A 21764-nucleotide genomic window follows, 5' to 3' on the forward strand; every position below is an offset into this window, starting at 1 on the left:
GGGGACGCCATGTCGGAGCCGGACGTCATCATCGTCGGGGGCGGCCTGCACGGCTGCTCCACCGCGCTGCACCTCGCCATGCGCGGGGTCCGGGCGCTGGTGCTGGAGAAGGACCACATCGGCCGCCACGCCTCCGGCGTGAACGCCGGCGGGGTGCGCCAGCTCGGCCGCCACGCCGCGGAGGTGCCGCTGTCCGTCGCCTCCATGGCGCTGTGGCACGGCATCCGCGACATCGTGGACGACGATTGCGGCTTCGAAAGCCACGGCCAGCTCAAGGTCGCGGAGACCGAGGCGGAGCTTGAGTCCTGCCGGGAGCGGGCGGCTCAGCTCACGGCACTCGGCTTCACGCACGAGGAGGTGGTGGATCAGGCGGAGCTGCGCCGCCTCGTCCCGTCCATCGCGGAGCATTGCCTCGGCGCCCTGGTGTCGCGCCGGGACGGGGCGGCCATCCCCTACCGCACGACCTTCGCCTTCAAGCGCAAGGCGGAGAGTCTGGGCGCCCGCTTCCACGAGGGGGCGGCGGTGGCGCGGGTCGCCCGCTCGGGCCGCAATTGGCGGGTGGAGACGGCGGACGGCGTGGCGCACGAGGCGCCGGTGCTGGTCAACTGCGCCGGGGCCTGGGCCGACCGCTTGGCCGCCCAGCTCGGCGAGCCGGTGCCGCTGGAGGTCATCGCGCCCATGCTGATGATCACCGCCCGCGTGCCGCCCTTCCTGAAGCCGGTGGTCGGGGCGACGGGCCGCACCCTGTCCTTCAAGCAGTTTCCCAACGGGACCGTGCTGATCGGCGGCGGGCTGCTCGGCCGGGCCTACCGCGACGAGAACCGGACGGACCTGGACTTCGCCAACGTCACCACCAACGCCCGCACGGTGTGGGACCTCTTCCCGATCATGCGCAGCGCCACCATCGTCCGCGCCTGGGCAGGGATCGAGGCGCGGATGCCCGACGACATCCCGGTGATCGGCCCCAGCGGCACGGAGGAGGGGGTGTTCCACGCCTTCGGCTTCTCCGCCCACGGCTTCCAGCTCGGCCCCATCGTCGGGCGGATCACCGCCGACCTGATCACCCGCGGGGCGAGCGACCTGCCCATCGACGCCTTCCGCATCCAGCGATTCCGCCACACGGCGGCCGCCGCGTGACCGCTCCGGCGGAGCGGCCTTTTCAGGAGATCCATGTTTTGACGATTCAGCGTTTCGATTGCGGCCCGCGGATGAGCGAGATGGTCGTTCATAACGGCACCGTCTATCTGTGCGGCCAGATTGCCGATTTCGAGGCCATGGGCGGCGTCACCCACGACGTGACGGCGCAGACCCGCGACGTGCTGCGCCAGATCGACGTTCTGCTGGAGCGCGCCGGCACGGACAAGAGCCGGCTGCTCACCGCCACCGTCTATCTCGCCGACATGGCCGGCTTCGCGGCGATGAACGCGGCGTGGGACGCCTGGGTGGACCGCGCCAACGCCCCGGCCCGCGCGACCGTCGAGGCCAGGCTCGCCGACCCCGACCTGCTGGTCGAGATCCAGGTGATCGCCGCTCTCTGACCGGCCCTTGCCGACCCACCAAACCGGAGTTTTCCATGAAACGTCTGGCCCTCGGGCTGGCGATGGGCCTGTGCGCCCTCGCGGCGGCCGTCCCCTCGGACTCGCGCGCCGACGGCCCGCCCCTGCGCATCGCGACGGAGGGCGCCTACCCGCCCTTCAACATGACCGCCCCCGACGGCACACTCGGCGGGCTGGAGGTGGAGCTGGCCAACGCGCTGTGCGAGCGCATGAAGCGCCGCTGCACCCTGGTCGCCCAGGATTGGGACGGCATCATCCCCGGTCTGCTGTCGCGCCGCTACGACGCGATCATGGCGACGATGAACATCACGCCGGAGCGCGCGAAGGCCATCGCCTTCTCCGTCCCCTACATGGTCGTGCCGGCCTATTTCGTGGCGGCCACCGGCGGCGGCATCGACGGAACCGAGGCCACCCTGTCCGGCAAGTCGGTCGGCGCCCAGACCTCGACCACCCATTACCGCTACGTCGAGAAGCACTTCGGCAAGACCGTCTCGCTGAAGAACTACGACACCGCGTCGAATCTGCTGGCCGACCTGAAGAGCGGGCGCATCGACGCCGCCATCACCACCGGCGCCACCGCGTCCGACTGGGTGAAGGCCGACGCCTCGAAGTCGCTCCAGCTCGTCGGCAAGCCGCTGGTCGACGCCGAGGTGTTCGGCCCCGGCGTGGGCGTCGGCCTGCGCAAGGAGGACGCGGACCTCAAGGCCGCCTTCGACGCCGCCATCGCGTCGGTCGTGCAGGACGGCACGCTGGCCCGCATCGCCGCCAAGTACGTCGACTTCACCGTCACCCCCTGACCAACAACCGTACCGATACCAACCAAAACCGGGAGAGTTCTCGTGATCAAGCGCGTTGAGAAGACCAAGATCATGCACCGCGTCGTCGTCAGCAACGGCATCGCCTTCCTCGGCGGCATCATCGCCGACGACGTCAGCGTCGGCATGCAGGAGCAGACCGCCCAGATCTGCAAGAAGCTGGACGCCGTGCTCGCCATGGCCGGCACCGACAAGACGAAGCTGCTGTCCGCCCAGCTCTTCATCACCGACATGAAGGCCAAGGACGCCATGAACGCCGCGTGGCTGGAATGGCTGAACGGCGACGACCTGCCGGCCCGCGCCACCATCGGCGTCGCCGACCTGGGCGACCCGTCGATCCTGATCGAGGTCGTGGTGACGGCGGCCGTTTAACGGCCGATAAAAAAGAACGGGGGCGCCCGGCACCGTCATGGTGCGGCGGGCGCCCCCGGTCAACGTTCCCGACCGTGATCGGCGGTCGGCCTCACGCCATGTCCTCACGCCATGTGGCGGAGGACTTCGTTGCTGCCGCGCCAGATCATGTCGAGAGCGACGTAGGAGATGATGGCGAGGCCGACCCAGCCGATCCAGCGGTGCTTGTGCAGCACATGCGCGATCATGTTGGCCGCGGCACCCATCAGGACGACCGACAGGACCAGACCGATCACCAGGATGGTCGGGTGTTCCTTGGCCGCACCGGCCACCGCCAGCACGTTGTCGAGCGACATCGACACGTCGGCCACGACGATCTGCCAGATGGCCGCGCCGAAGGTGGTCGCTCCCGCCGCCGCGACGGCGGCGTTGCCCGCCACACCAGCGGTGACGGTGCCGCCCGAGGGGTCGGGCGCGTCCATCGCCTCGTCGGGGGCGATCTCGTCGGCGCCATGGCTGCGCAACTCGCGGAACATCTTCCAGCACACCCAGAGCAGCAGGACGCCGCCCGCCAGGGTCAGGCCGATGATGGCGAGGAGCTGGGTGGTGATCAGGGCGAAGAACACGCGCAGCCCCATGGCGGCGGCGATCCCCCAGAAGATGACCTTGCGGCGCTGGGCCAGCGGCACCGCCGCGGCGGCCATACCGACCACGATGGCGTTGTCGCCGGCCAGAACGAGGTCGATGGCGATGACTTGGAGCAGCGCGGCGAGCGCTTCGGCTGTGAACAGATCGGTCATGCGGTGCCTTCCTCTAGCATAGTGCAAGAGAGCAGCACCCACGGGCGGGACCAGGCACAGGGCAGAAACGCTGCCGGCAGGGGCGGGCGGGTGGGGGCCACTCTGAATGTCTCCAGTCCGACATCACAGTTCAGGGAACTGTCAGAGGGGCCCGGCCTGGTAAGCCGGTCTTTATACCAAAGCACCCGATACCACAACTTCGCTTTCGCCGGGGCGGCCATGCGATCCTGTGTGGGGTGGGGCGGCACGCCCTTGGACGTGGGCGTGCCGCTCGGCCCGGTCAGAGAGGCAGGCTGCCGATCGGCGTGCCGTCCGCCGCCTCGATGGACAGGGAGGTCCAGCGCGGCGCCCGCCCGCCGCTGCGGCTCACCGACAGCGCGGCCGCGTCCGTGCCGGTGATGGTCAGCAGGCAGACGGACTCGTCGCGGCACACGCTTTCCCCGTCGTCGTCGAACAGGGTCAGCGGGGCGTAGCCCTCCGGACCGGGGAAGCAGCGGACGGTCAGCGGACCCTCGGCCCAGGACGGGGCGGGGCCGAGCGGCAGCAGCGTGCCGGCCCGGACGAAGGCCGGGGACACGCCCAGCGGCGCCGCCACGGTGACTCGCCCGCCGCCGTCGTAACGCTTGCCGTCGCGCAGATCGTACCAGCCGCCGGGCACCGCCGGCAGCCAGACCTCCAGCTCCGTCCGGCCGGGGTCGAGAACCGGCGCGACCAACAGCCGGTCGCCGACCATGGTGCTGTCCTCCTCCTCATAGGCAGCGGGCTGGTCGGGGAAGTCGTAGAACAGCGGCCGCATCACCGGCTCGTGGTCGCGGTGCGCCCGCCACAGCAGCGTGTAGAGCAGCGGCACCAGCCGCTCCCGCCAGTCCAGCGCGGCCTTCACCTGGGGCAGCAGCTCCGGGTAGGTCCAGGGCTCGGTGACGCTGCCGTCGTCGTTCCAGGAATGGATGGTGAAGCGCGGCCACCAGACCGCCTGCTCGATCCAGCGCATCAGCAGCTCCGGCTCCGGCCGGGGACCGGCGAAGCCGCCGACGTCGTGGCCGTAGTCGAACAGGCCCGACAGGCTGAAGCCGTGCCCCATGCGCAGGTTCCAGCGCAGCGTCTTCCAGCTCGTCCGGTTGTCGCCCGACCAGGTCTGCACATAGCGTTGGAGGCCCGGCCCGCCGGAGCGCGAGATCAGGTAGGGGCGCTTGTCCGGCGCGTGGGCCACCTGGGCCAGATGCGAGGCGCGGATCATCAGGTGCGTCTGCACCGGGCGCAGCGTCGCCATCGTGCCGCCATGGCCGTTGACGTCGCAGACCGCCGCGTCGTCCCAGATCTCGAACTCGTTGTTGTCGTTCCAGGTCGAGCCGATGCCGCGCTCCAGCAGCTCCTTCGTGACGTTCGCCATCCACCAGCGCGTCGTCGCCGGGTTGGTGAAATCGAGATAGGCGCCGTCGCCGCCCCAGAACTGGGTGGTCTGCGGGCGGTCCGGGGCGTCGCTGTCGCGCACGAAGCCGCCGAAACCCTGGACCTCGGCGAATTTCGGGTGGTCGTCAAGCAGCGCCGGCTTGATGTTGGCGACGAGATGGACGCCGGCCTCGGCGAACTTGGCGGTGACCGCCTCCGGCTCGGGGAACTTGTCGCGGTTCCAGTGGAAGACGTAGCGCTTGTCGCCGATCATCGTGTAGCCGGACGACATCTGGAACGACCCGCAGGGCAGATCGTGCTGCTTCAGCGCGTCGAGGAATCCGAGCAGCCGCACCCCGGCGTCCGGCGCGTCGGTGTACTGCATGGTCGAGCCGGAGTAGCTGATTGCCCAGCGCGGCCGGAAGGAGGTGCGGCCGGTCAGGGCGGTGAAGTTCGCCACCACCTGCGGGACGCTCGGGCCGAACAGGACGTAGCAGTCGAGATCGCCGTCCGACGCCTCGAACCGGATAAATTCGCCGTGGTAGGCGTCGATGGTCTGGCCCAGATCGAAAAGGCCGCGCGACAGGTTGTCGTAGAAGACGCCGACCGCCGCCCCGCCGCGCTCCGGCCGCACGCTGAGGCAGAAGGGGATATGCTTGTAGAGCGGGTCGCTCGTCTCCGCGTCGTAGCCGAGCGCGTCGGTCGTCCCCATGGCGAGACGCCGGCCGCGCTTGTCGGTGCCGCCGCTCTTGTCGCCGAAGCCGTGGTAGCGCTCCCCGGCGTGGCTGACCAGATGGTGGGCGAAGCGGGGAGAGCGGTCGTCGAACAGGTAGGGCTGCGTCGGCCGGTCGGCCAGGACGAGGCGCCAGCCGTCGCCCTCCGCCGCCGGCTCGTACCAGCGCAGCGCCAGGGGCGCGCGCTGGACCACGACGCGCCAGCCGGGGGTGGTCACGGTGACGCTGTCGGCGTTTTCCTCGACCGCCGCCGGCGTGCCGGGGAAGCCGGTCAGGTCGCGGCGGTCGCGCCCGTCGATGGGGTCGGCCAGCGCGGGATCGGTCTGGCCCGACAGCTCGGGCGCCAGCGACCAAGTGCGCGGCGTGCGCAGCCCGCTCGGCCGTTCGATGAGGACGCGCGCCAGCGCGGGCCCCAGCGGGAACAGGGTCAGGCGGTAGCCGCGGTCGAGGTCAAAGGCGATCCCCTGGGGGCCGGCTTGCGCCCCGTCGCGGGACGGGGCGGGCGCGGCAAGGGTGGCGCCGGTCAGCGTGCGCATGGCGCGTGAACTCCTGAAGTCATGAGACCTGAGGTTTGGGGGGAGCCGGCTCCTGGGGGCAGGACCCGGCCTGGGTCCCGCTTACTTGATGAGGCCGAAGAGGCTGGGCAGCCAGAGCGACAGGCCGGGGACGTAGGTGACCACCAGCAGCGCCGCGGTGCTCCAGGCGAAGAGGGGGATCAGCGGCCGGATCACCTGCTCGATCGACACGCGCGCCACGGCGCAGCCGATGAACAGGGCGCTGCCGGTCGGCGGCGAGACGATGCCGAGCGACAGGTTGAACACCAGGATCACCCCGAAATGCACCGGGTCCACCCCCAGCTCCACCAGCACCGGCAGGAAGATCGGCGTGAAGATCAGGATGCCCGGCGTGATGTCGAGGAAGGTGCCCATCAGCAGCAGCACGACGTTGACCAGCAGCAGGGCGATGATCCAGTTGCCCGACACCGACTGCACCCAGTCGCCGATGATCTGCGGGATCTCGGCCAGCGACATCACGTAGGCCATCGCCATGGAGGTGCCGACCATCAGCGCCACCACCGCCGTCGCCACGATGGTGTCCTCCAGGATCTGCCCGATGTCGGCCACCGACAGCTCCCGGTAGGCGAGCGCCAGGGCGAGCGCGTAGACGACCGCGATGGCCGACCCCTCGGTCGCGGTGAAGACGCCGCCGACGATGCCGCCGATCACCACGATGATCAGGCCCAGGCTGGGCAGGGCGGACAGCAGGGCGCGCGAGGACTGGGACAGGGTCGGGGAGGGCAGGCGGGCGTAGCCGCGCTTTTTCGCCATCATCCAGGCCGGGATCATCACCGCCAGGCCGAGCAGGATGCCGGGCAGGTAGCCGGCGACGAACAGCGCCGCGATGGAGGTGCCGCCCGACACCAGCGAATAGACGATGAAGGCGCCCGACGGCGGGATCAGCAGGCCGGTGATGCAGGAGGAGATGTTGACCGCCGCGGTGTAGCTGCGGTCGTAGCCGGCCTTGTCCATCGACGGCTGCATGGTGCCGCCGATGGCCGAGGCGGCGGCCACCGCCGACCCCGACACGCAGCCGAACATCATGTTGGCGAGGATGGTGATCTGCGCCAGCGGTCCGGGCATCCAGCCGACGAAGACCTTGGCGCAGTCGATCAGGCGGCGGGCGATGCCGCCGCGGTTCATGATCGATCCGGCCATGAAGAAGAAGGGGATCGCCAGCAGCGCGAAGCTGTCCAGGCCGGTGGCGATGCGCTGCGCCGTCACCGAGATCGCCGGCAGCGGCGGCATGATGGTCAGCAGCGCCGTGATCGAGGCGAGCCCGGTGGCGTAGGAGATGGGAACGCCGAAGGCCAGAAGGGCGACGAAGGCGGCGCTGAGGACGAGGGCGGGGGAGAAGTCCATGGCTGCGTTTCCGCGACGGGTGTGGTGGGCGTCAGTCGAGCGAGACGGCGTGGCTTGTCACGCCCGGCCCTTCGCGCAGGCTCTCCATCAGGGCGATGACCATGTAGATCAGGGTCAGCACGCCGGAGAGCGGGATCACGGCGTAGACCAGCCACATCGGCAGCTGGAGCGCCGGCGTGACCTGGCCGAGCGTGCGCGCCTTGTCCACCAGCAGCCAGCCGCCGCCGCACAGGATCGTCACCGTGAACAGCGCGACCAGCGCCGCGATGGCGATCTCGACGCCGCCGCGCGGCCGGGCCGGCAGAAGATCCACCAGCCCGGTGATGGCGATGTGCCCGCGCTTGCCCAGCACATAGGCCGAGCCGAGCAGGCTGACCCAGATGAAGGCGAAGCGGGCGATCTCGTCCGTCGCCGACGTCGAGACGTTGAGCGCGTAGCGGGCGACGACCTGCCACACCACGCAGCCCAGCATGGCGACCGTCAGCGGGATCGTGATGGCGAGCACGACGCGGTCGAGCGTGCGGTGGATGGATGCCAGCATGGGAACGCTCCTCTGTTTCGACGCGGCGAGCGGGCGGGGCGGGGGCTTACTTGACCGCCTGGATGCGGTCGGCGAGCGTGGCCAGCGCCGGGGTGGCCTTCAGGTCGTCGTACATGGGCTGCACCACCTGACGGTAGGCCGCCTTGTCGGCGTCCACGAACTTGACGCCCATCTTCGCCGCCTCGCCCTCGGCCTTCTCCAGCTCGGCCGCCCAGCGGGCGTTGTGGGCCTTGGCGCTGTCGCGGGCCGCCTGGCGCAGAAGCTCCTGCTGCTCCGGCTTCAGGCGGTCCAGCGTGGAGGTGGCGACCAGCACCACGTCGGGCACGCGGGTGTGCTCGTCGCGGGTGTAGACCTTCATCACCTCGCCGTGGCGGGCCAGCGTCAGGGCGGTCACGTTGTTCTCCGCCCCGTCGACGACGCCGGACTGCAGGGCCGTGTAGACCTCGCCCCAGGCCAGCGGGGTGGCGGTGGCGCCCAGCAGGTTGATCATGCGGGTGGCGATCGGGCCGGGCTGGACGCGGACCTTCAGACCCTTCAGATCCTCCGGCTTGGCCAGCGGCTTGTTGGCGTAGAAGCTGCGCGTGCCGTTGTCGTAATAGGCGAGGCCGACAAAGGCCTTGGCGCGGCTGGAGGCCAGGACCTCATCGCCGACCGGGCCGTCGACCACCTTGAAGAAATGGTCGTTGTCACGGAACAGGAAGGGCATGTCATAGACGCCGAAGCTCGGCTCGAAGGCGGCGAGCGGGGAGGCGTTGGCGTGCACGAGGTCGAGCGCGCCGTTCTGCATCTGCTCGATCAGCTCGCGCTGCTGGCCGAGCTGGCCGGCGGGAAACACCTTGATGTCCAGCTCGCCCTTGCTGCGCTCGCGCACCAGCTTGGCGAACTCGTCCAGCGAGACGTCCACCGGGTGGCCCTTGGCCAGCCCGTGGCCGAGGCGCAGCGTGGTCTTGGCGGCGGCCGGCCCGGCGAGGGTCAGGCCCATGACGGCGGCGACGGCTGCGGCGAGAAGGGCGGCGTGACGACGGTTCAACGCGAGCATGACGAATCCTCCGGTTATCGTGATTTGGCTGAATCGGTGTGCGGCGACGGCGGCGCCTCGGCGTCGGCCATCGCTTGGTAATGGGCCGCAAGGACGGCGAAGGCGCGCTTGCGGGTTGTCTTGTCCTCGGCGATCAGCCCCTTGCGGTTCCAGCCGCGCTGGAAGGCGGTCTGCCGCCGCTCGGTGCGGAAGTCGTAGAGGACCCAGGGCGTCATCCCGCGCACGTAGGCGGCGGTGGCGAGGATGGCGAGCTGCTCGCGGTAGACCGCCTCCTGGCAGTCCTCGGTGAAGAGGTCGCGCGGACCGCCGCGCAGACCGGCCACCGCGTCGGCGCCGAACTCGGAGATGATCACCGGCTTTCCGGGGGCGGAGTTGGCGAGCAACCGGCGCAGCCCGTCGAAGGAGGGCTCGTACCAGCCGAAATACTCGTTGAGGCCGATCACATCGAGATGGTCGGCCAGACGGTCGGCGATGGCGAAGCGCTCGCGGTCGATCAGGCAGGCCGCGGTCACCAGCCGCGTCGGGTCCAGCTTGCGGGCGAGAGCGGCCAGCCGCGCCATGAAGGACAGGCGGGCGTCGGTGTCGGCGTTCTCGTTGCCGACGCCCCACAGGATCGTGCTGGCCCGGTTGCGGTCGCGGGCAATCAGCTCGGCGAGCTGGTTGGCGGCGTCCTCATACGTGTCGGGGTTGGCGAAGTCGATGGCCCAGTAGACGGGAATCTCCGACCACAGCATCAGCCCGACCTCGTCGGCGATGGCCGCCGCGCGCGGGTCGTGCGGATAATGGGCGAGGCGCAGGAAATTGCAGCCCAGCGCCTTGGCGTCGGCATAGCGGCGGCGGATGTCCGCCTCGTCGCTGGCCTTGCCGAGCGTGAGGTCGTCCTCATGCACCGAGACGCCGCGCAGCGTGATGTCGCGCCCGTTGAGGAGGATGCGCTCCCCCGCCACGGCGATCTCGCGGAAGCCGACGTGGTCGGCCACGGAATCGCTGCCGAAGCGCAGGGTGACGCCGTAGAGGCGGGGCGACTCCGGAGACCACAGCTCTGGGGAAAGGTCGAACTCCACCCGCCCGCGCCCGGCGGCGACGGGAACGGGGGAGGGCGGCAGCAGCCCGTCGATGGCGACGGTCGCCGTGCCGTCCACCGGATCGGACAGGGTGACGTCCACGGCGACGCGGCCAAAGCCGCTGCCGGGCACCAGCGCCACGCCGAAGTCCCGAATGAACAGCGCGGGCAGCCGCAGCAGAGCGACGGAGCGGTAGAGGCCGCCGTAGTTGAACCAGTCGGTGTGGCGCATCGGCACCCGGTTGGTCCGGCGCGCGTTGTCCACCTGGATCTGGAGGCGGTTCGGGCCGGGGCGCAGATGCCCGGTCAGCTCGACGCAGAAGGGCGTCGAGGCGCCGCGGTGCGCGCCGAGGAATTGGCCGTTCAGGAAGACGCGCGCCTCGTAGGCGGCGGCGCCGATGTGCAGGACGGTGCGTTCCCCGGCTTCGCCAGGGTGGTGGTCCAGCGTCCGCGTGTACCAGGCGCCGCCCTCGTAATGCCGCCATTCCGGGCGCAGCATGTTCCAGCAGGCGGGGACCGGGGCGGTCTGCCACGCGCCGTCGTCGTAATCGCGCGGCGCGGTCCACTCCGAGGCCGGCACCGGCTCGTCGGCGTACCATCTCTGGCGCAGCCCCTCGTCATGAGGGTCGATGGCGAATCGCCAGTCGCCATCCAGCGACTCGACGGCGCGCCCGGCGACGGTCACCAGGGCTGCGGCGCCCACCCGCCCGCGGGCGAAGGCGTCGGCGTAGCTCTCGTCATGGAGATGGTCGTAGGGGTCAACGACCGTGGCGCGGTCGGCGCCTTCGGCTGTCATGAGCGTCCTCTCCCTAATCTTCTTTTTCCGCACCCGCCTTGTGGGAGGGGCGTATGGGCAATTCGTCCGTCGGCCGGCGTCGATAGCGATATCACCGCCGAGGGAAATCGATTACCCTTGCCGAAACAATAGGCGCGCGTGCATCTCTACGCAACCGGTTTTCACGCCGCCGCCCGCCGCCAACCCTCTTGCGCAAACCGAGGTGCCGATGCCCCCGCCAGCCGACCGCAGCCGCGCCTCGCGCACGGAGCGTGCGTCGCTCGCCCCGTCGCTCGCCCAGGTGGCGGCCCGCGCCGGGGTGTCGGTCGCCACGGCCTCGCGCGTCATCAACGGCGTGGCCAACAAGGCGACGGAGGAGACGGCGGAGCGGGTGAGGGCGGCGATCCGCGAGCTGGGCTACCGGCCCGGCAGCGTCGGGCGGGCGCTGCGCCGCCGGGAGAGCCGCATCGTCGGCGTCCTGGCGGCGAATCTCGCCAACCCCTCCATGGCCGCCATCGCCTCGTCCATCGAATGGTCGCTGCGCGGGGAGGGGCTGGTGATGTCGCTGTGCGACACGCACGAGCGCGCCGACGTGCAGGACGAGTACATCCGCGAAATGCGCGCCCAGCTCGTACGCGCGATGATCCTGGTGGGCGCGGTGGACAGCCCGGCACTGGACGAGGCGCGGGCCGCCGGCGACACGCTGGTCTTCGTGAACCGCCCGGACCCCGGCGACCCGTCCTCGCCCTATGTCGGAATCGACAATGTGGGCGCTGGGGCGGAGATCGCCGACCGGCTGCTGGAGCGCGGTGTGCGTCGCATCGGCGTCCTCCACGCCTCGCTGGACCGCACCGCCGGTCACTGGCGCCTGCTCGGCCTGTTCGACCGGCTGGCCGCGGCGGGGGTGGACACGGCGGCCATTCCCTGCGCCACAGGCCCGGGGCTGGATCACATCGTGGCCGGCTACCACGCCATGGGAACGATGCTGGAGCTTGCGGACCGCCCATCGGTGATCGTCTGCCTGAGCGACCTGCTGGCCTACGGCGCCTACCGCCGCGCGCGGGAGGCCGGGTTGGAGGTGCCGGGCGACGTGGCCTTCTTCGGGTTCGACGACAACCCGATCAACCCGTGGATCGCCGACTGGCTGAACTCCGTCCGCGTGCCGTCCGACGATTTCGGCCCGGCCATCGTTGGCATGCTGCACCGGCTCTGGGACGGGGAGGAGCGGCTGGACCCGCTGCTGCTGGCCCACCAGCTGACCATCCGCAACCGGCGTCTGCCGGGCGAAACCGAGCCCACCCTGCGGCGTTGAGGGGAAACCCGGACGGCGACCCCCACGAGCCGGAAAGCGGTGTACGGAACCGGTCGGTGGATTTGGCGGGAGAGCTTCGTTGGGGAGGCATCCTAAAATCCCATAAGATGCCTTATGGAAAATATCCGCCATGCCTGTCGCCGGCGCCGCGCTGCGACACGCTGACAAGCGGCCACGATCCGTTCACTCTCGACTTTCAGCAGCATCGTCACCGGATGGAGAGGCTCGCTCATCACCGCCTCGGCCGCCCGAATATCCAGGCCGAGTGGATCGTTCCGGCCGGTCTCGGCTGTTCTGCCTTCCTCACCGTTCCTACGCTCGGAACGAAAGCCGAGCCTGCCCCGTCACAGATCGGTTCGACAGCGGCGTCTCGACTGGCCCAGATGGCGGTACAAGACCGCGCTCGCCACCTGCCCCCCCGGTGCTGAGTGCGCAGCCACTGTTCTGGCACGCCGGCCCGCAGCGCTCGATATGTCCGAGGCCTCGACCGTGACTCGCGGGTGCGTTCGGCGGGCGCTTACGGTTCGCTGGTTTCGTTCTTCTTCTTCGCTTGATCCTTCTTCGCTTGATCGTGATGCCACTTGATGGCGAAGAACATGCCCGTGCCTAACACGATAATCTTGAACGGAAAGAAGACCAAAGGGAACCAGTCATACATTTTGAATATCTCCAATCCATGACACCAGATATCGTCAGGAGAATCTGACGACAATCAGGTCGATCGTGGGTCTTTGTCTGCGGGCGGGGCCGCCGACGGCTGGGTTGGCGCGGCTGTACCGAAGCGGGCTTCCCCGGCCTTGCGGAAGCATTGGCTGGCCACCAGCCAATGCTTCAATGGCCGCAAGGGCGGAATACAGGCCAGCAACAGGAACGGCAGGGTCGTGACAAGGTGCATCCAGCAAGGGGGCTCAATCTTTGTCCCGATCCCGAGCGCCAAGAGGACCGTGGGAATGCCGACGAAGCAGGTCAGGAAGAAGGCGGGGCCGTCAGCCGGGTCGGCGTTGGAGCAGTCCAGACGCCCGGCCTCGCGGCGGGATCGCAGCTTCAGGAAGCCGCTGAACAGATGACCCTGCCCATGACGTGGGCAGCATCCACACGGTGCGGTGCTGAGAGGGGGAAGAGGCGGCCACTCCTGTTCGGATGACATCGCGTGTTCCTTCGGTAGGCAATGGCAAGCAATGCCTGCATGCAATTCGTAACCGTATGCTCCTCGAAGACCAACAATGTCAACTTGAATGCATCCAATTTCCCGCCGGAACTCATACAAGCATGGAAGACATACAGGTGCCTCGGCCACCATGTCGGCCACTTGCCGCAAGGCGTCGCGCAGACCCTGGCGGACCTTCGGAGCGCCGAGCGCAATGCGGTCAGCTCGGTCAGCACCTCCTCGCCAAGTCGCCTCGAAGCAGGGTCAGTCCCGCGCGCCGCTCTCCCCACCGCAGCGCTGTCAGGCCTCGCCGCCAGTGGTTTCCTGTGCATCGTTACCGAGACGCTCCCCGCTGGATTGCAGCCGCAGATTGCGTCCGGCTTGCGGATCTCCGAAGCGATCGCGGGACAGCTCGTCGCTGTCTATGCCTTGGGGTCTCTGTTGGCGGCGATCCCGCTTACGAGCCTGAGCCAAGGCCTTCCCAGAAGGAGCGTTTTGCTCGCCGCCATTCTCTGCTTCGTCATCGGCAACACGCTAACGGCATGGGCGGGATCGATCACCGTTGTGCTGGTTGCGCGGTTCGTCGCCGGGTGTGCGGCGGGGCTCGCCTGGGGGATCCTCGCGGGCTACGCGCGCAGCATCGTACGTCCGGACCAGACCGGGCCGGCAATGGCGCTCGCCATGGTTGGCGTGCCGCTGGCGCTCTCGCTCGGTGTACCCTTGGGGACCTTTCTCGGGGGCTTGGTCGGGTGGCGCGGTTCGTTCCTGATCCTATCGGCGCTCAGCGTCATGCTGATTGGGTGGATCATTGCGAAAGTGCCCGATGCGCCCGGTCGGACCGGCGACGATCGGCCTTCGCTGCGCCGTGTCATCGCTACGCCAGGTGTCGTGCCGATCTTCCTCGTCATCCTCACATGGATGACGGCACACAACATCCTTTACACCTACATCGCGCCGTTCGCGACGGCTGCGGCCGTGCGGGTCGATCTCGTACTGCTGGCATTCGGCGCCAGTTCGCTCGTCGGCATTTGGATGGTCGGGCGGCTGGTGGATCGGATGCTGCGCGCACTGGTACTACTGGCGATCGGTTCGTTCGCAGCCGTCGCGATCCTCCTGACTTTCGCTGGCGAACAGGGCGTTGCCGTCTATGCGGCGGCCATCATTTGGGGTCTCGGCTTTGGCGGCGCCGGCGCGATGATGCAGACGGCGTCAGCGGACGCAGCCGGTGATGGCGTCGATCTGGCACAGGCAATGGTGACCACGGCGTGGAACCTGGCGATCACGGCCGGCGGGGCGCTTGGCGGGGCGCTGCTCACGACCGGAGGGACGCCGCTGCTACCACCCGTGGTCACCGCACTGGCCCTGGTCGCCTTTCTTATCGCGCTGGCCGCACGCCGCTTCGCCTTTCCGCCCGGTCTCCGTGCCCCATCGGGCTGCTGACCTGCCCCGCTCCCGCGGGTGTCAATCGTTAGGCGGTACTGTCTGTTTGGGAGCAGCTTGCTTGGCCTCCGAAATTCGATTCGGATGGAATGGCGCCGCAGCCTGTCCTGTCGTCGGTCCAAGCGCTTGTTCGCCAGCAGCCATGCGCACCCATGCTCGACAACGCATCGGACCTTGCCGAGCCCCGAACCGTGGGGTTCGCCGATCTTGCGGATGTGCGGCTGGACCCCGTCGCGCAGGCAGAGCCAGCGGTTGTGGTTCCGGGCTCACCGCGGTCGGTCGGGTTCGCCCCGGTCAGCTCGCCACCCCGCTTAGCCCGCGCCGAGCAACTGTCCACCACGACGTCCCATGCGGTGGCGCCGGGTGGAGCCCGAGACGCGCCCGTCCGCGGCCTTCAACTTCGGCCATTGGACGCCTTCGCGCACAAAGAAGCCGAGCGTCCGGATCACCTCCGCCGTCGGCACCGGTGGGCCTCCTGGACCGGGGTGCCGGTTCTCGATCCGGTCGATGATGCCACCCACCCGTTCCACCGCCTGCGCGCGCATGTCCGCTCCCATGCCAAAGGCACGGGGAACCGGCATGCGGTTCCCTGTTCACGCGCGGAGCCGTCCTCGGGACGTTCTGGAAACCGAGCTTAAACGCTGGCGCGGCACCCTTCCCCGGCCGGCTGACTGCCGAGCCGCCTTCGCCCCCCCTGCCCTTCCGGTTCCTTCGGCTTCAGCGGCAAGTAGGCCGCGGCCGGCAGGGCGCCCTCCAGCGCGTCGTCCGGGAGCCGACAAGGGCCACGACACCAAAAATTTCGAGGCGGACCTGCGCGCGCTGGGCGCCGCCCTGCACGTCCCGCAGAACACCAGCAACCGCCGCCTCCTTCTCGTCGCGGAAAGCGGTCATCCTGCGTCTGGTCATCGCGTCGTGGAGGTCGGCATCGGCTTCCGCCAGAACCTGCGCCCGTTCGAGCCTCGCCGCATTGCGGGCAAGACGATCGCGGCAGCGACCGACCGCCTCCTGCTCCGCGACTTCTGGCTCCAGGCTGCGGAGGTGGATCGTCAGCACGCCCCCGCCCGGCGTGGCGATGTCGGCCTGGAAAAAGGCATTGATGAGCATTTCGTCTACGAAGACGATTTCCTCGGCCGACCCATCAGCTGCTGCCGCGGCGGGTCAGCGTCAGTTCGACGGCACAGGTCGGTTCCGAAAGCGTCTCGCCGCGCATTCGTTGCAGGATCATCGACCCGGCCTGACGGCCAAGGTCACGGCTGTCGATCCCGATGGTGGTCAGGCCGGGCGGCAGCTCTTCGGCAACGTCGTTGTGGCCGAAGCCGAGAATGGCGATGTCGTCGGGCAGGCGCATGCCCAGCCGGCGCGCCTCCAGCAGCGCGCCGGTCGCCAGCAGGTCGTTGGCGCAGAACACGGCCTCGACCTCCGCGTTGCGCGACAGAAGGTCGGCGAGCGCGCGGCGGCCGTCGACCATGCTGCTGACCCCGTCGACAGACAGTTCGGCGACGATGTCGAGCCCGGCGGCGCGTGCGCCCTCGCGGAAGCCGGTGAGTCGGAGGGCGCCGCGGCCGCTGCGGCGACCGATGAATCCGATGCGACGGTAGCCGCGTTCGGCGAAATGCTCGGCCGCCAGGCGGCCGCTGTCGATGTTCGAGAAGCCGACCAGCATGTCGATCGGGTCGCGGGGATAGGCCCAGGTTTCCATGATCGGGATTCCCAGAGCCCGCAGCGCCCGCCGGTTCTCCTCGATCTCGATGACGCCGGTGAACATGACCGCCGCCGGACGCATCTCGCGCAGCGACTGGATCATCGTCGTCTCCTTGGCGTAGGAGTAGGAGGTCTGCCCGATCATCAGCTGGTAGCCCTGCGGCTCCAGCACCTCGCCGCAGCCCTGAACGGCGAGGCAGAACTGCTGGCTCTGCAGGTTCGAGACGAAGGCGGCGACGATGTTCGACTGGCCGGACCTCAGCGCGCGGGCATGCGGGTTGGTGGCGTAGCCGGTGCGCTCCACGATCTCCAGGATCTTGCGGCGCTTGGCCTCGGCCACCTTTTCCGGATGGCGCAGGGCGCGCGAGACGGTGATCGGCGAGACACCGGCAAGCCGCGCGATCTCGACGATGCGCGGCGGAGCCGCCCCATCACGGGACACCCCGTCGCCGGCCCCCCCCTCGACCGGCCCCCCGTCGCTGGATGGCAACGGTTCCGCGGCCCGGAGGCGGAGGACGTCGTCGATGGTCGGCGGCCGCCTTGCCGCACCGGTGTCACTCATGCCGCCCGTCTCCCGTCTGTTGATCCGCGGTTGTCAATCCGCGGTCAGGCCGCGCGCGTCAGGACGCCCGCCTCCTCGACCGGTCGCGCCACCTGGATCAGGCAGTCGCCGGCCTCGCTGTCGCTGTGCAGGCGCCGCGAGATGACGATGCCCGCCTCCTGGAAGCGCAGTTCCTCCTCCGGCTGGTCGAAGCGCGTCAGGTCGTGGAACCAGCCGGCGAGGTCACCGGCGTCGACCCGCGCCCCGACGTCGACCGCCGGCTCGAACCAGCCGCGCCGCAGCGCGTAGATCGCCTGCCGGTGGCTGTCAAGCTGAAGCAACTGCATAGGCAATTGCTGGGGGACAGGAACCGGCCCGGAAACCGAGAGGACCGGCGCATCGGTCAACCCGACGGCGATCAGCAGGTTGTCGATCGCGCGGGCGGTATAGGCCATGGTCTCCGGCGTCACCGTGCCGCCGCCGCCGAACTCGCCGCTGATGCCGATGACCCCGGCCCGCGCCGCCGCCGCCATCGAGGTCGGCGCCGTGGCGCCGTTCTCGGCCACGAAGCCGTAGGGCATGCCCAGCGCCCGCATCAGTTCCAGGGCGCGGCCCAGCCGGTCGGGCGTGCCTTGCCGCTCGATCAGGGCGCACGGCAGGTGGGCCATCGAGGTGCCGCCGGAATGCAGGTCGAACACCACGTCGTGGCGCGGAAACAGCTCGTGCTCGAGGAAATGCGCCAGTCGGAAGGTCGGGGATCCGGCCGGGTCGCCGGGGAAGGCGCGGTTGAGATTGCCCTCGTCCAGCGGCGAGCGGCGCCGCGCCGCCATCACGGCCGGCGCGTTGGTGGCCGGCAGGATCGTCACCTCGCCGCGGATGCGCGCGGGATCGAGCCGGCGGAACAGGCGGCCCAGCAGCAATTCGCCTTCGTACTCGTCGCCATGGTTGCCCGCCATCAGCAGCACGCGCGGACCGGCCCCGTTGCGCACGCGGCAGACCGGGACCTTCACCTGATAATAGGGGGAGCGGTCCACCGAGAACGGGATGCTGAGGAAATCCAGCGACTTGCCGTCGGCGGCGAAATCGAGCGCGTGGTAGAGGCCAGTGTGCATTCCAAAAACCTTCTGACGGAGGGGCGCCCTGACAGCGTTTGCCGTGACAGCGTTTGCCGTGACAGCTTTCGCCAGGGCAGCGGTTGCCCGGCGCCTCCTCCGGTTCGCCGAAAAAGCCCGCTTACAGAGCGGCCAGCGCCGTCATCTCGACCCGCAGGTCCGGATCGGCCAGCCGCGCCTCGGTGCAGGCGCGGGCCGGCGGGTTGGCGGGGTCGATCCAGGCGTCGTAGACCTCGTTCATGGCGTCGAAGTCGGTGATGTGCGGCAGGAAAACGTTGACGGCGACCAGCTTGGACTTGTCGCTGCCGGCTTCCTCCAGCAGGGCGTCGATCTTCGCCAGCACGTCCCGGGTCTGCTCCCCGATCGAAGCCTTGCGGTTGTTGGCGACCTGACCCGCGATGTGGACCATGCCCTGGCAGACGACGGCCTGGCTCATGCGCGAACCAACCTGGAACCTCGTAATCATCGAATGAAACCTCTCTTGCGATGCCGAACGGCGGATTACATCTGCGGAAGCGTCTGCTTTTCCTTGAACCACTTCATCTGAAGGGCGCTCAGCTTGCCGTTCAGGCGGTTGTAGAACAGGAAGGTGTTGATCCAATTGACCATGTCCTGTTCGCCGTGGCGGACGGCCACATGGGCCGGCGACTGGCGGATCAGGAACTTCAGCTCGACATCCTTGCCGGGATTGTCTTCCGTGACCTTCAGCGCGATGGCGCTGTTCTCGGCGAATGCCTCGACCTGGCCGGCCAGATAGGCGGCGATGGCGCCGGGGGTGTCCTCGAAACGGACCAGCTTGGCGCCGGGGGCGTTGTCGGTCAGCCAGATGTCGAGCGTCGAGCCCTTGGCGACGCCGATGCTGTGGCCCTTCAGCTCGGCCGCGTCGGTGGCGGTGGCCATCCCCTTCAGCCCGTAGACGCCGAGATTGACCGCGGCGTAGGGCTGGGAGAAGGTCACCTGCTGGGCGCGCTCCGGCGTCGCGCCGGCGGCGGCGATCAGCACGTCCACCTTGTTGGCGAGCAGGCTGGGGATGCGGTTGGCGCCGGTCACCTGGACCAGATCCAGCTTCACGCCCATGTCGGCGGCCATCAGCTTGGCAAGGTCGATGTCGAGGCCGGCGGCCTCGCCCTTGGCGTCCTTGAAGCCCCAGGGGGCGGCGTCCATCAGCACGCCGACGCGCAGCTTGCCCGCCGACAATACGTTCTGCAGGGCATCCGCCTTCGCGGCGGACGGCAGGGCGGTGGCGGACAGGGCGACGGTGGCGCAGACCGCCACGGCGGCGGCAAGGGTCCGGAAGAGTCTCACGACATTGCTCCTCTGTTCTGGTCGTTGTCCGGCCCTCAAGGGCCGGTGAAGGGGGGCCGGTGAAGCGGGATCGGTGAAGGGGACCGGTGGTGGCTCAGCGCGCGGAGGCGATGAAGCTCCGCAGTTCGGGGTGCGGGGATTGGCGAAGAGTTCCGCCGGCGGCCCCTCCTCCCAGACGCGGCCCTGGTGCATGAAGACGATCTTGGAGGCGACGTTGCGGGCGAAGCCCATCTCGTGGTGACCAGGACCATGGTCATGCCCTGCCGCGCCATGTCCTCCATCACCTTCAGAACCTCGCCGACCAGCTCCGGGTCGAGGGCCGAGGTGACCTCGTCGAACAGCATCAGGTGCGGCCCCATGGCGAGGCAGCGGGCGATGGCGACGCGCTGCTGCTGCCCGCCCGAGAGCTGGGCCGGATAGGCGTCGATCTTGTCGGCCAGCCCGACGCGGGCCAGCACGTCCAGCGCCAGCGCCCGGCCCTCCGCCTTGGCGATCCGCTTGTTGAGGACCGGGGCCAGCGTGATGTTGCGTTCCACCGTCAGGTGCGGGAACAGGTTGAAGGCCTGGAAGACGATGCCGACGCGCTGGCGGAAGCCGCGCAGGTTCGGCATGTCGGTGCGCACCGACTGGCCCTCCACCGTGATCTCGCCGCCGTCGATGCGCTCCAGCGCGTTGATGCAGCGCAGCAGGGTCGATTTGCCGGAGCCCGACTTGCCGATGATGGTGACGATCTCGCCCTCGTCGATGCTGAGCGAAACCCCCTTGAGCACCTCGATGGAACCGTAGCTCTTGGTAACGTTCTTGATGTCAACGAGCGCCATTGAGACGGGCCTCCAGGGAACGCGCCCACAGGGTGAGGGGCAGGCAGGCGGCGAAGTAGATCGCCGCGACGATCGAATAGACCAGCAGGGGCTGGAAGGTGGCGGCGCTGACCAGCTGCCCGGCGCGGGCGAGTTCGACGAAGCCGACGATCGAGGCCAGCGACGTGCCCTTGATGAGCTGGACGAGGAAGCCGACGGTCGGCGGCAGCGCCATGCGGAAGGCCTGCGGCGCGATGACGTAGCGGAACTGGTGCCAGGTCGACAGGCCGAGGCAGGCGCGGCCTCCCACTGCTCGTGCTTCACCGCCTCGATGCCGCCGCGCCAGATCTCGCCGAGGAAGGAGGCGGTGTAGACGGTCATGGCGATGCCGACGGCGACCAGCGGCGGCATCTCCACCCCCAGGAAGACCGGCATGCCGAAGTAGAAGAACATCAGCAGGCCGAGCAGCGGGACGCCCTGGACGAGCTGGAGGAAGGCGGTGGCGGTCCAGCGCAGCGCGCGGCGGGCGCTGGTCCGCATCAGGGCCAGCCCCAACGCCAGCGGAGCGCCGAAGGCGAGCGCGATGAGGACGAGGACGCCCGTCCATTGCAGCGCGCTGAGCAGCGACAGGAAGTCGGCGAGGGAAAAGGAACGCATGGCCGGTGTCTCCGTCAGCGCCGCACCGGCCAGCGGAAGGCGAGGTGCCCCACCGCGGCGAACAGCAGTTTGAAGGTCATCACCAGGGCGAAGTAGATGCCGCAGATCACGGCATAGACCTCGAAGCTGCGGTAGGTGCGCGTCTCGATGAAGCCGCCGTGTGGAACAGCTCCTCCGCCGAGATCTGCGAGGCGAGCGAGGTGCCGAGCAGCAGCAGGACGAACTGGCTGGTGAAAGCGGGATAGACGCTGCGCAGGGCCGGCGGCAGCACGACATGGCGGAAACACCTGCCAGCGGGTCAGCCCAGGCACTGGCCGGCCTCGACCTGGCTGCCGGGGATGGCGTCGAGCCCGGCGCGGACGATCTCGGTGCAGTAGGCGCCGAAATAGAGGCCGAGCGCGATCGCCGCCGCTCGAAGCTCCCATCCGCAGCCCGAAGCCCGGCAGCACGAAGAAGACACGAACAGCTGGATCAGCGAGGGCGTTTGCGGATCAGCTCGACATAGCCGCGGATCGCCCAGCGCACCGGGCGCGGCCCGCTGCGCACTGCCGCCGCCCCGGCGACGCCGATGGCGGTGCCGATCAGCGCGGCGACCAGGGTCAGCAGCAGCGTGTGCAGCGTGCCGTCGATCAGCTGGTCCTGGTAACGCAGGAGCTGCTGGAAATTCAATGTCTGCATGGCGTGTCGGACCGCCTTGGATCAGCCGAAGAAGGTGCGGTAGGCGCTGCGGACCCGCCCGTCGGCGCCGAGGCCGAACAGCACCCGCC

At 69.2% G+C, this 21764-nt stretch carries 22 protein-coding genes and 2 pseudogenes; 6 read left to right on the forward strand and 18 right to left on the reverse strand.

Annotated features, from left to right (window positions below; all coding sequences use genetic code 11):
* Positions 1-9 precede the first annotated feature (9 nt).
* The 4 genes from D3869_RS32085 to D3869_RS32100 are packed head-to-tail and all read left to right on the forward strand — an operon-like array spanning position 10 to position 2743.
* Positions 10-1137 carry an NAD(P)/FAD-dependent oxidoreductase gene (locus tag D3869_RS32085; protein ID WP_137143623.1) on the forward strand — a complete coding sequence of 376 codons (1128 nt, stop codon included), beginning with the start codon at positions 10-12 and terminating at the stop codon, positions 1135-1137.
* Between the two features lie 38 nt (positions 1138-1175).
* On the forward strand, positions 1176-1538 hold the full coding sequence (locus tag D3869_RS32090; RefSeq protein ID WP_172428371.1) for a RidA family protein: 363 nt from the start codon (positions 1176-1178) through the stop codon (positions 1536-1538).
* 35 nt (positions 1539-1573) lie between these two features.
* Entirely contained in the window at positions 1574-2353 is a 780-nt protein-coding gene (locus tag D3869_RS32095) for a transporter substrate-binding domain-containing protein (RefSeq protein WP_137143624.1), read from the forward strand.
* 42 nt (positions 2354-2395) lie between these two features.
* Positions 2396-2743, forward strand: coding sequence for a RidA family protein (locus D3869_RS32100; protein ID WP_094302727.1), 348 nt, complete (start codon positions 2396-2398; stop codon positions 2741-2743).
* 104 nt (positions 2744-2847) lie between these two features.
* Here the strand turns inward: D3869_RS32100 and D3869_RS32105 are convergent, their stop codons facing one another.
* From D3869_RS32105 to D3869_RS32130, 6 genes are all read right to left on the reverse strand, one after another.
* A complete protein-coding gene (locus tag D3869_RS32105; RefSeq protein WP_137143625.1) occupies positions 2848-3522 on the reverse strand; it encodes a TerC family protein in 675 nt (224 codons plus the stop codon).
* A gap of 280 nt (positions 3523-3802) precedes the next feature.
* Entirely contained in the window at positions 3803-6181 is a 2379-nt protein-coding gene (locus D3869_RS32110) for a TIM-barrel domain-containing protein (protein ID WP_137143626.1), read from the reverse strand.
* An 81-nt stretch (positions 6182-6262) separates the two neighbouring features.
* Complete coding sequence (locus D3869_RS32115) at positions 6263-7564, reverse strand: TRAP transporter large permease (protein ID WP_137143627.1); 1302 nt, start codon at positions 7562-7564, stop codon at positions 6263-6265.
* 31 nt (positions 7565-7595) lie between these two features.
* Complete coding sequence (locus tag D3869_RS32120; RefSeq protein WP_137143628.1) at positions 7596-8105, reverse strand: TRAP transporter small permease; 510 nt, start codon at positions 8103-8105, stop codon at positions 7596-7598.
* 46 nt (positions 8106-8151) lie between these two features.
* Positions 8152-9144, reverse strand: coding sequence for a TRAP transporter substrate-binding protein (locus D3869_RS32125; protein WP_137143629.1), 993 nt, complete (start codon positions 9142-9144; stop codon positions 8152-8154).
* 14 nt (positions 9145-9158) lie between these two features.
* Positions 9159-11003 (reverse strand): glycoside hydrolase family 2 protein, encoded by a 1845-nt coding sequence (locus D3869_RS32130; RefSeq protein WP_137143630.1) that lies wholly within the window; start codon positions 11001-11003, stop codon positions 9159-9161.
* A 208-nt stretch (positions 11004-11211) separates the two neighbouring features.
* On the opposite strand from D3869_RS32130, the gene D3869_RS32135 reads away from it, so the two are divergent.
* Positions 11212-12294, forward strand: a complete 1083-nt coding sequence (locus tag D3869_RS32135) for a LacI family DNA-binding transcriptional regulator (protein WP_137143162.1) — start codon at positions 11212-11214, stop codon at positions 12292-12294.
* A gap of 517 nt (positions 12295-12811) precedes the next feature.
* On the opposite strand, the gene D3869_RS33380 is transcribed toward D3869_RS32135, so the two are convergent.
* A complete protein-coding gene (locus D3869_RS33380; protein WP_175426660.1) occupies positions 12812-12952 on the reverse strand; it encodes a hypothetical protein in 141 nt (46 codons plus the stop codon).
* Between the two features lie 54 nt (positions 12953-13006).
* Positions 13007-13441 (reverse strand): DUF983 domain-containing protein, encoded by a 435-nt coding sequence (locus D3869_RS32140; protein WP_137143163.1) that lies wholly within the window; start codon positions 13439-13441, stop codon positions 13007-13009.
* 39 nt (positions 13442-13480) lie between these two features.
* Between D3869_RS32140 and D3869_RS32145 the strand changes: the two genes are divergently transcribed.
* Entirely contained in the window at positions 13481-14881 is a 1401-nt protein-coding gene (locus D3869_RS32145; RefSeq protein WP_137143164.1) for an MFS transporter, read from the forward strand.
* A 311-nt stretch (positions 14882-15192) separates the two neighbouring features.
* On the opposite strand, the gene D3869_RS32150 is transcribed toward D3869_RS32145, so the two are convergent.
* From D3869_RS32150 to D3869_RS34315, 10 genes and pseudogenes are all read right to left on the reverse strand, one after another.
* Positions 15193-15462, reverse strand: a complete 270-nt coding sequence (locus D3869_RS32150; RefSeq protein WP_137143165.1) for a hypothetical protein — start codon at positions 15460-15462, stop codon at positions 15193-15195.
* Between the two features lie 136 nt (positions 15463-15598).
* A complete protein-coding gene (locus tag D3869_RS32155; protein WP_137143166.1) occupies positions 15599-15985 on the reverse strand; it encodes a hypothetical protein in 387 nt (128 codons plus the stop codon).
* A gap of 34 nt (positions 15986-16019) precedes the next feature.
* Positions 16020-17144, reverse strand: coding sequence for a LacI family DNA-binding transcriptional regulator (locus tag D3869_RS32160; protein ID WP_137143631.1), 1125 nt, complete (start codon positions 17142-17144; stop codon positions 16020-16022).
* Between the two features lie 44 nt (positions 17145-17188).
* Positions 17189-18235: a succinylglutamate desuccinylase/aspartoacylase family protein gene (locus D3869_RS32165; RefSeq protein ID WP_137143168.1), complete on the reverse strand. Its 1047-nt coding sequence runs from the start codon at positions 18233-18235 to the stop codon at positions 17189-17191.
* 121 nt (positions 18236-18356) lie between these two features.
* Positions 18357-18701, reverse strand: coding sequence for a RidA family protein (locus D3869_RS32170; RefSeq protein WP_137143169.1), 345 nt, complete (start codon positions 18699-18701; stop codon positions 18357-18359).
* Positions 18702-18736: 35 nt separating this feature from the next.
* Positions 18737-19540: a transporter substrate-binding domain-containing protein gene (locus tag D3869_RS32175; protein ID WP_137143170.1), complete on the reverse strand. Its 804-nt coding sequence runs from the start codon at positions 19538-19540 to the stop codon at positions 18737-18739.
* A gap of 94 nt (positions 19541-19634) precedes the next feature.
* Positions 19635-20361, reverse strand: a pseudogene (locus D3869_RS32180) (amino acid ABC transporter ATP-binding protein).
* Positions 20348-20997 (reverse strand): annotated as a pseudogene (locus D3869_RS32185) (amino acid ABC transporter permease). Before D3869_RS32185 ends, D3869_RS32180 begins: the two co-directional pseudogenes overlap by 14 nt.
* 298 nt (positions 20998-21295) lie before the next feature.
* Complete coding sequence (locus tag D3869_RS34310) at positions 21296-21457, reverse strand: hypothetical protein (RefSeq protein WP_247896125.1); 162 nt, start codon at positions 21455-21457, stop codon at positions 21296-21298.
* 11 nt (positions 21458-21468) lie between these two features.
* Complete coding sequence (locus tag D3869_RS34315; protein ID WP_247896093.1) at positions 21469-21675, reverse strand: hypothetical protein; 207 nt, start codon at positions 21673-21675, stop codon at positions 21469-21471.
* Between the last annotated feature and the right edge of the window lie 89 nt (positions 21676-21764).

Source organism: Azospirillum brasilense (genome assembly GCF_005222205.1).
Classification (GTDB): Bacteria; Pseudomonadota; Alphaproteobacteria; order Azospirillales; family Azospirillaceae; genus Azospirillum; species Azospirillum brasilense_G.

Coding starts and splice junctions, on each gene's coding strand:
- D3869_RS32085 (WP_137143623.1), top strand. CDS start 10: ATGTCGGAGCCGGACGTCATCATCGTCGGGGGCGGCCTGCACGGCTGC.
- D3869_RS32095 (WP_137143624.1), top strand. CDS start 1,574: ATGAAACGTCTGGCCCTCGGGCTGGCGATGGGCCTGTGCGCCCTCGCG.
- D3869_RS32105 (WP_137143625.1), bottom strand. CDS start 3,522: ATGACCGATCTGTTCACAGCCGAAGCGCTCGCCGCGCTGCTCCAAGTC.
- D3869_RS32110 (WP_137143626.1), bottom strand. CDS start 6,181: ATGCGCACGCTGACCGGCGCCACCCTTGCCGCGCCCGCCCCGTCCCGC.
- D3869_RS32115 (WP_137143627.1), bottom strand. CDS start 7,564: ATGGACTTCTCCCCCGCCCTCGTCCTCAGCGCCGCCTTCGTCGCCCTT.
- D3869_RS32120 (WP_137143628.1), bottom strand. CDS start 8,105: ATGCTGGCATCCATCCACCGCACGCTCGACCGCGTCGTGCTCGCCATC.
- D3869_RS32125 (WP_137143629.1), bottom strand. CDS start 9,144: ATGCTCGCGTTGAACCGTCGTCACGCCGCCCTTCTCGCCGCAGCCGTC.
- D3869_RS32130 (WP_137143630.1), bottom strand. CDS start 11,003: ATGACAGCCGAAGGCGCCGACCGCGCCACGGTCGTTGACCCCTACGAC.
- D3869_RS32135 (WP_137143162.1), top strand. CDS start 11,212: ATGCCCCCGCCAGCCGACCGCAGCCGCGCCTCGCGCACGGAGCGTGCG.
- D3869_RS33380 (WP_175426660.1), bottom strand. CDS start 12,952: ATGTATGACTGGTTCCCTTTGGTCTTCTTTCCGTTCAAGATTATCGTG.
- D3869_RS32140 (WP_137143163.1), bottom strand. CDS start 13,441: ATGTCATCCGAACAGGAGTGGCCGCCTCTTCCCCCTCTCAGCACCGCA.
- D3869_RS32145 (WP_137143164.1), top strand. CDS start 13,481: ATGCAATTCGTAACCGTATGCTCCTCGAAGACCAACAATGTCAACTTG.
- D3869_RS32150 (WP_137143165.1), bottom strand. CDS start 15,462: ATGCCGGTTCCCCGTGCCTTTGGCATGGGAGCGGACATGCGCGCGCAG.
- D3869_RS32155 (WP_137143166.1), bottom strand. CDS start 15,985: ATGCTCATCAATGCCTTTTTCCAGGCCGACATCGCCACGCCGGGCGGG.
- D3869_RS32160 (WP_137143631.1), bottom strand. CDS start 17,144: ATGAGTGACACCGGTGCGGCAAGGCGGCCGCCGACCATCGACGACGTC.
- D3869_RS32165 (WP_137143168.1), bottom strand. CDS start 18,235: ATGCACACTGGCCTCTACCACGCGCTCGATTTCGCCGCCGACGGCAAG.
- D3869_RS32170 (WP_137143169.1), bottom strand. CDS start 18,701: ATGATTACGAGGTTCCAGGTTGGTTCGCGCATGAGCCAGGCCGTCGTC.
- D3869_RS34315 (WP_247896093.1), bottom strand. CDS start 21,675: ATGCAGACATTGAATTTCCAGCAGCTCCTGCGTTACCAGGACCAGCTG.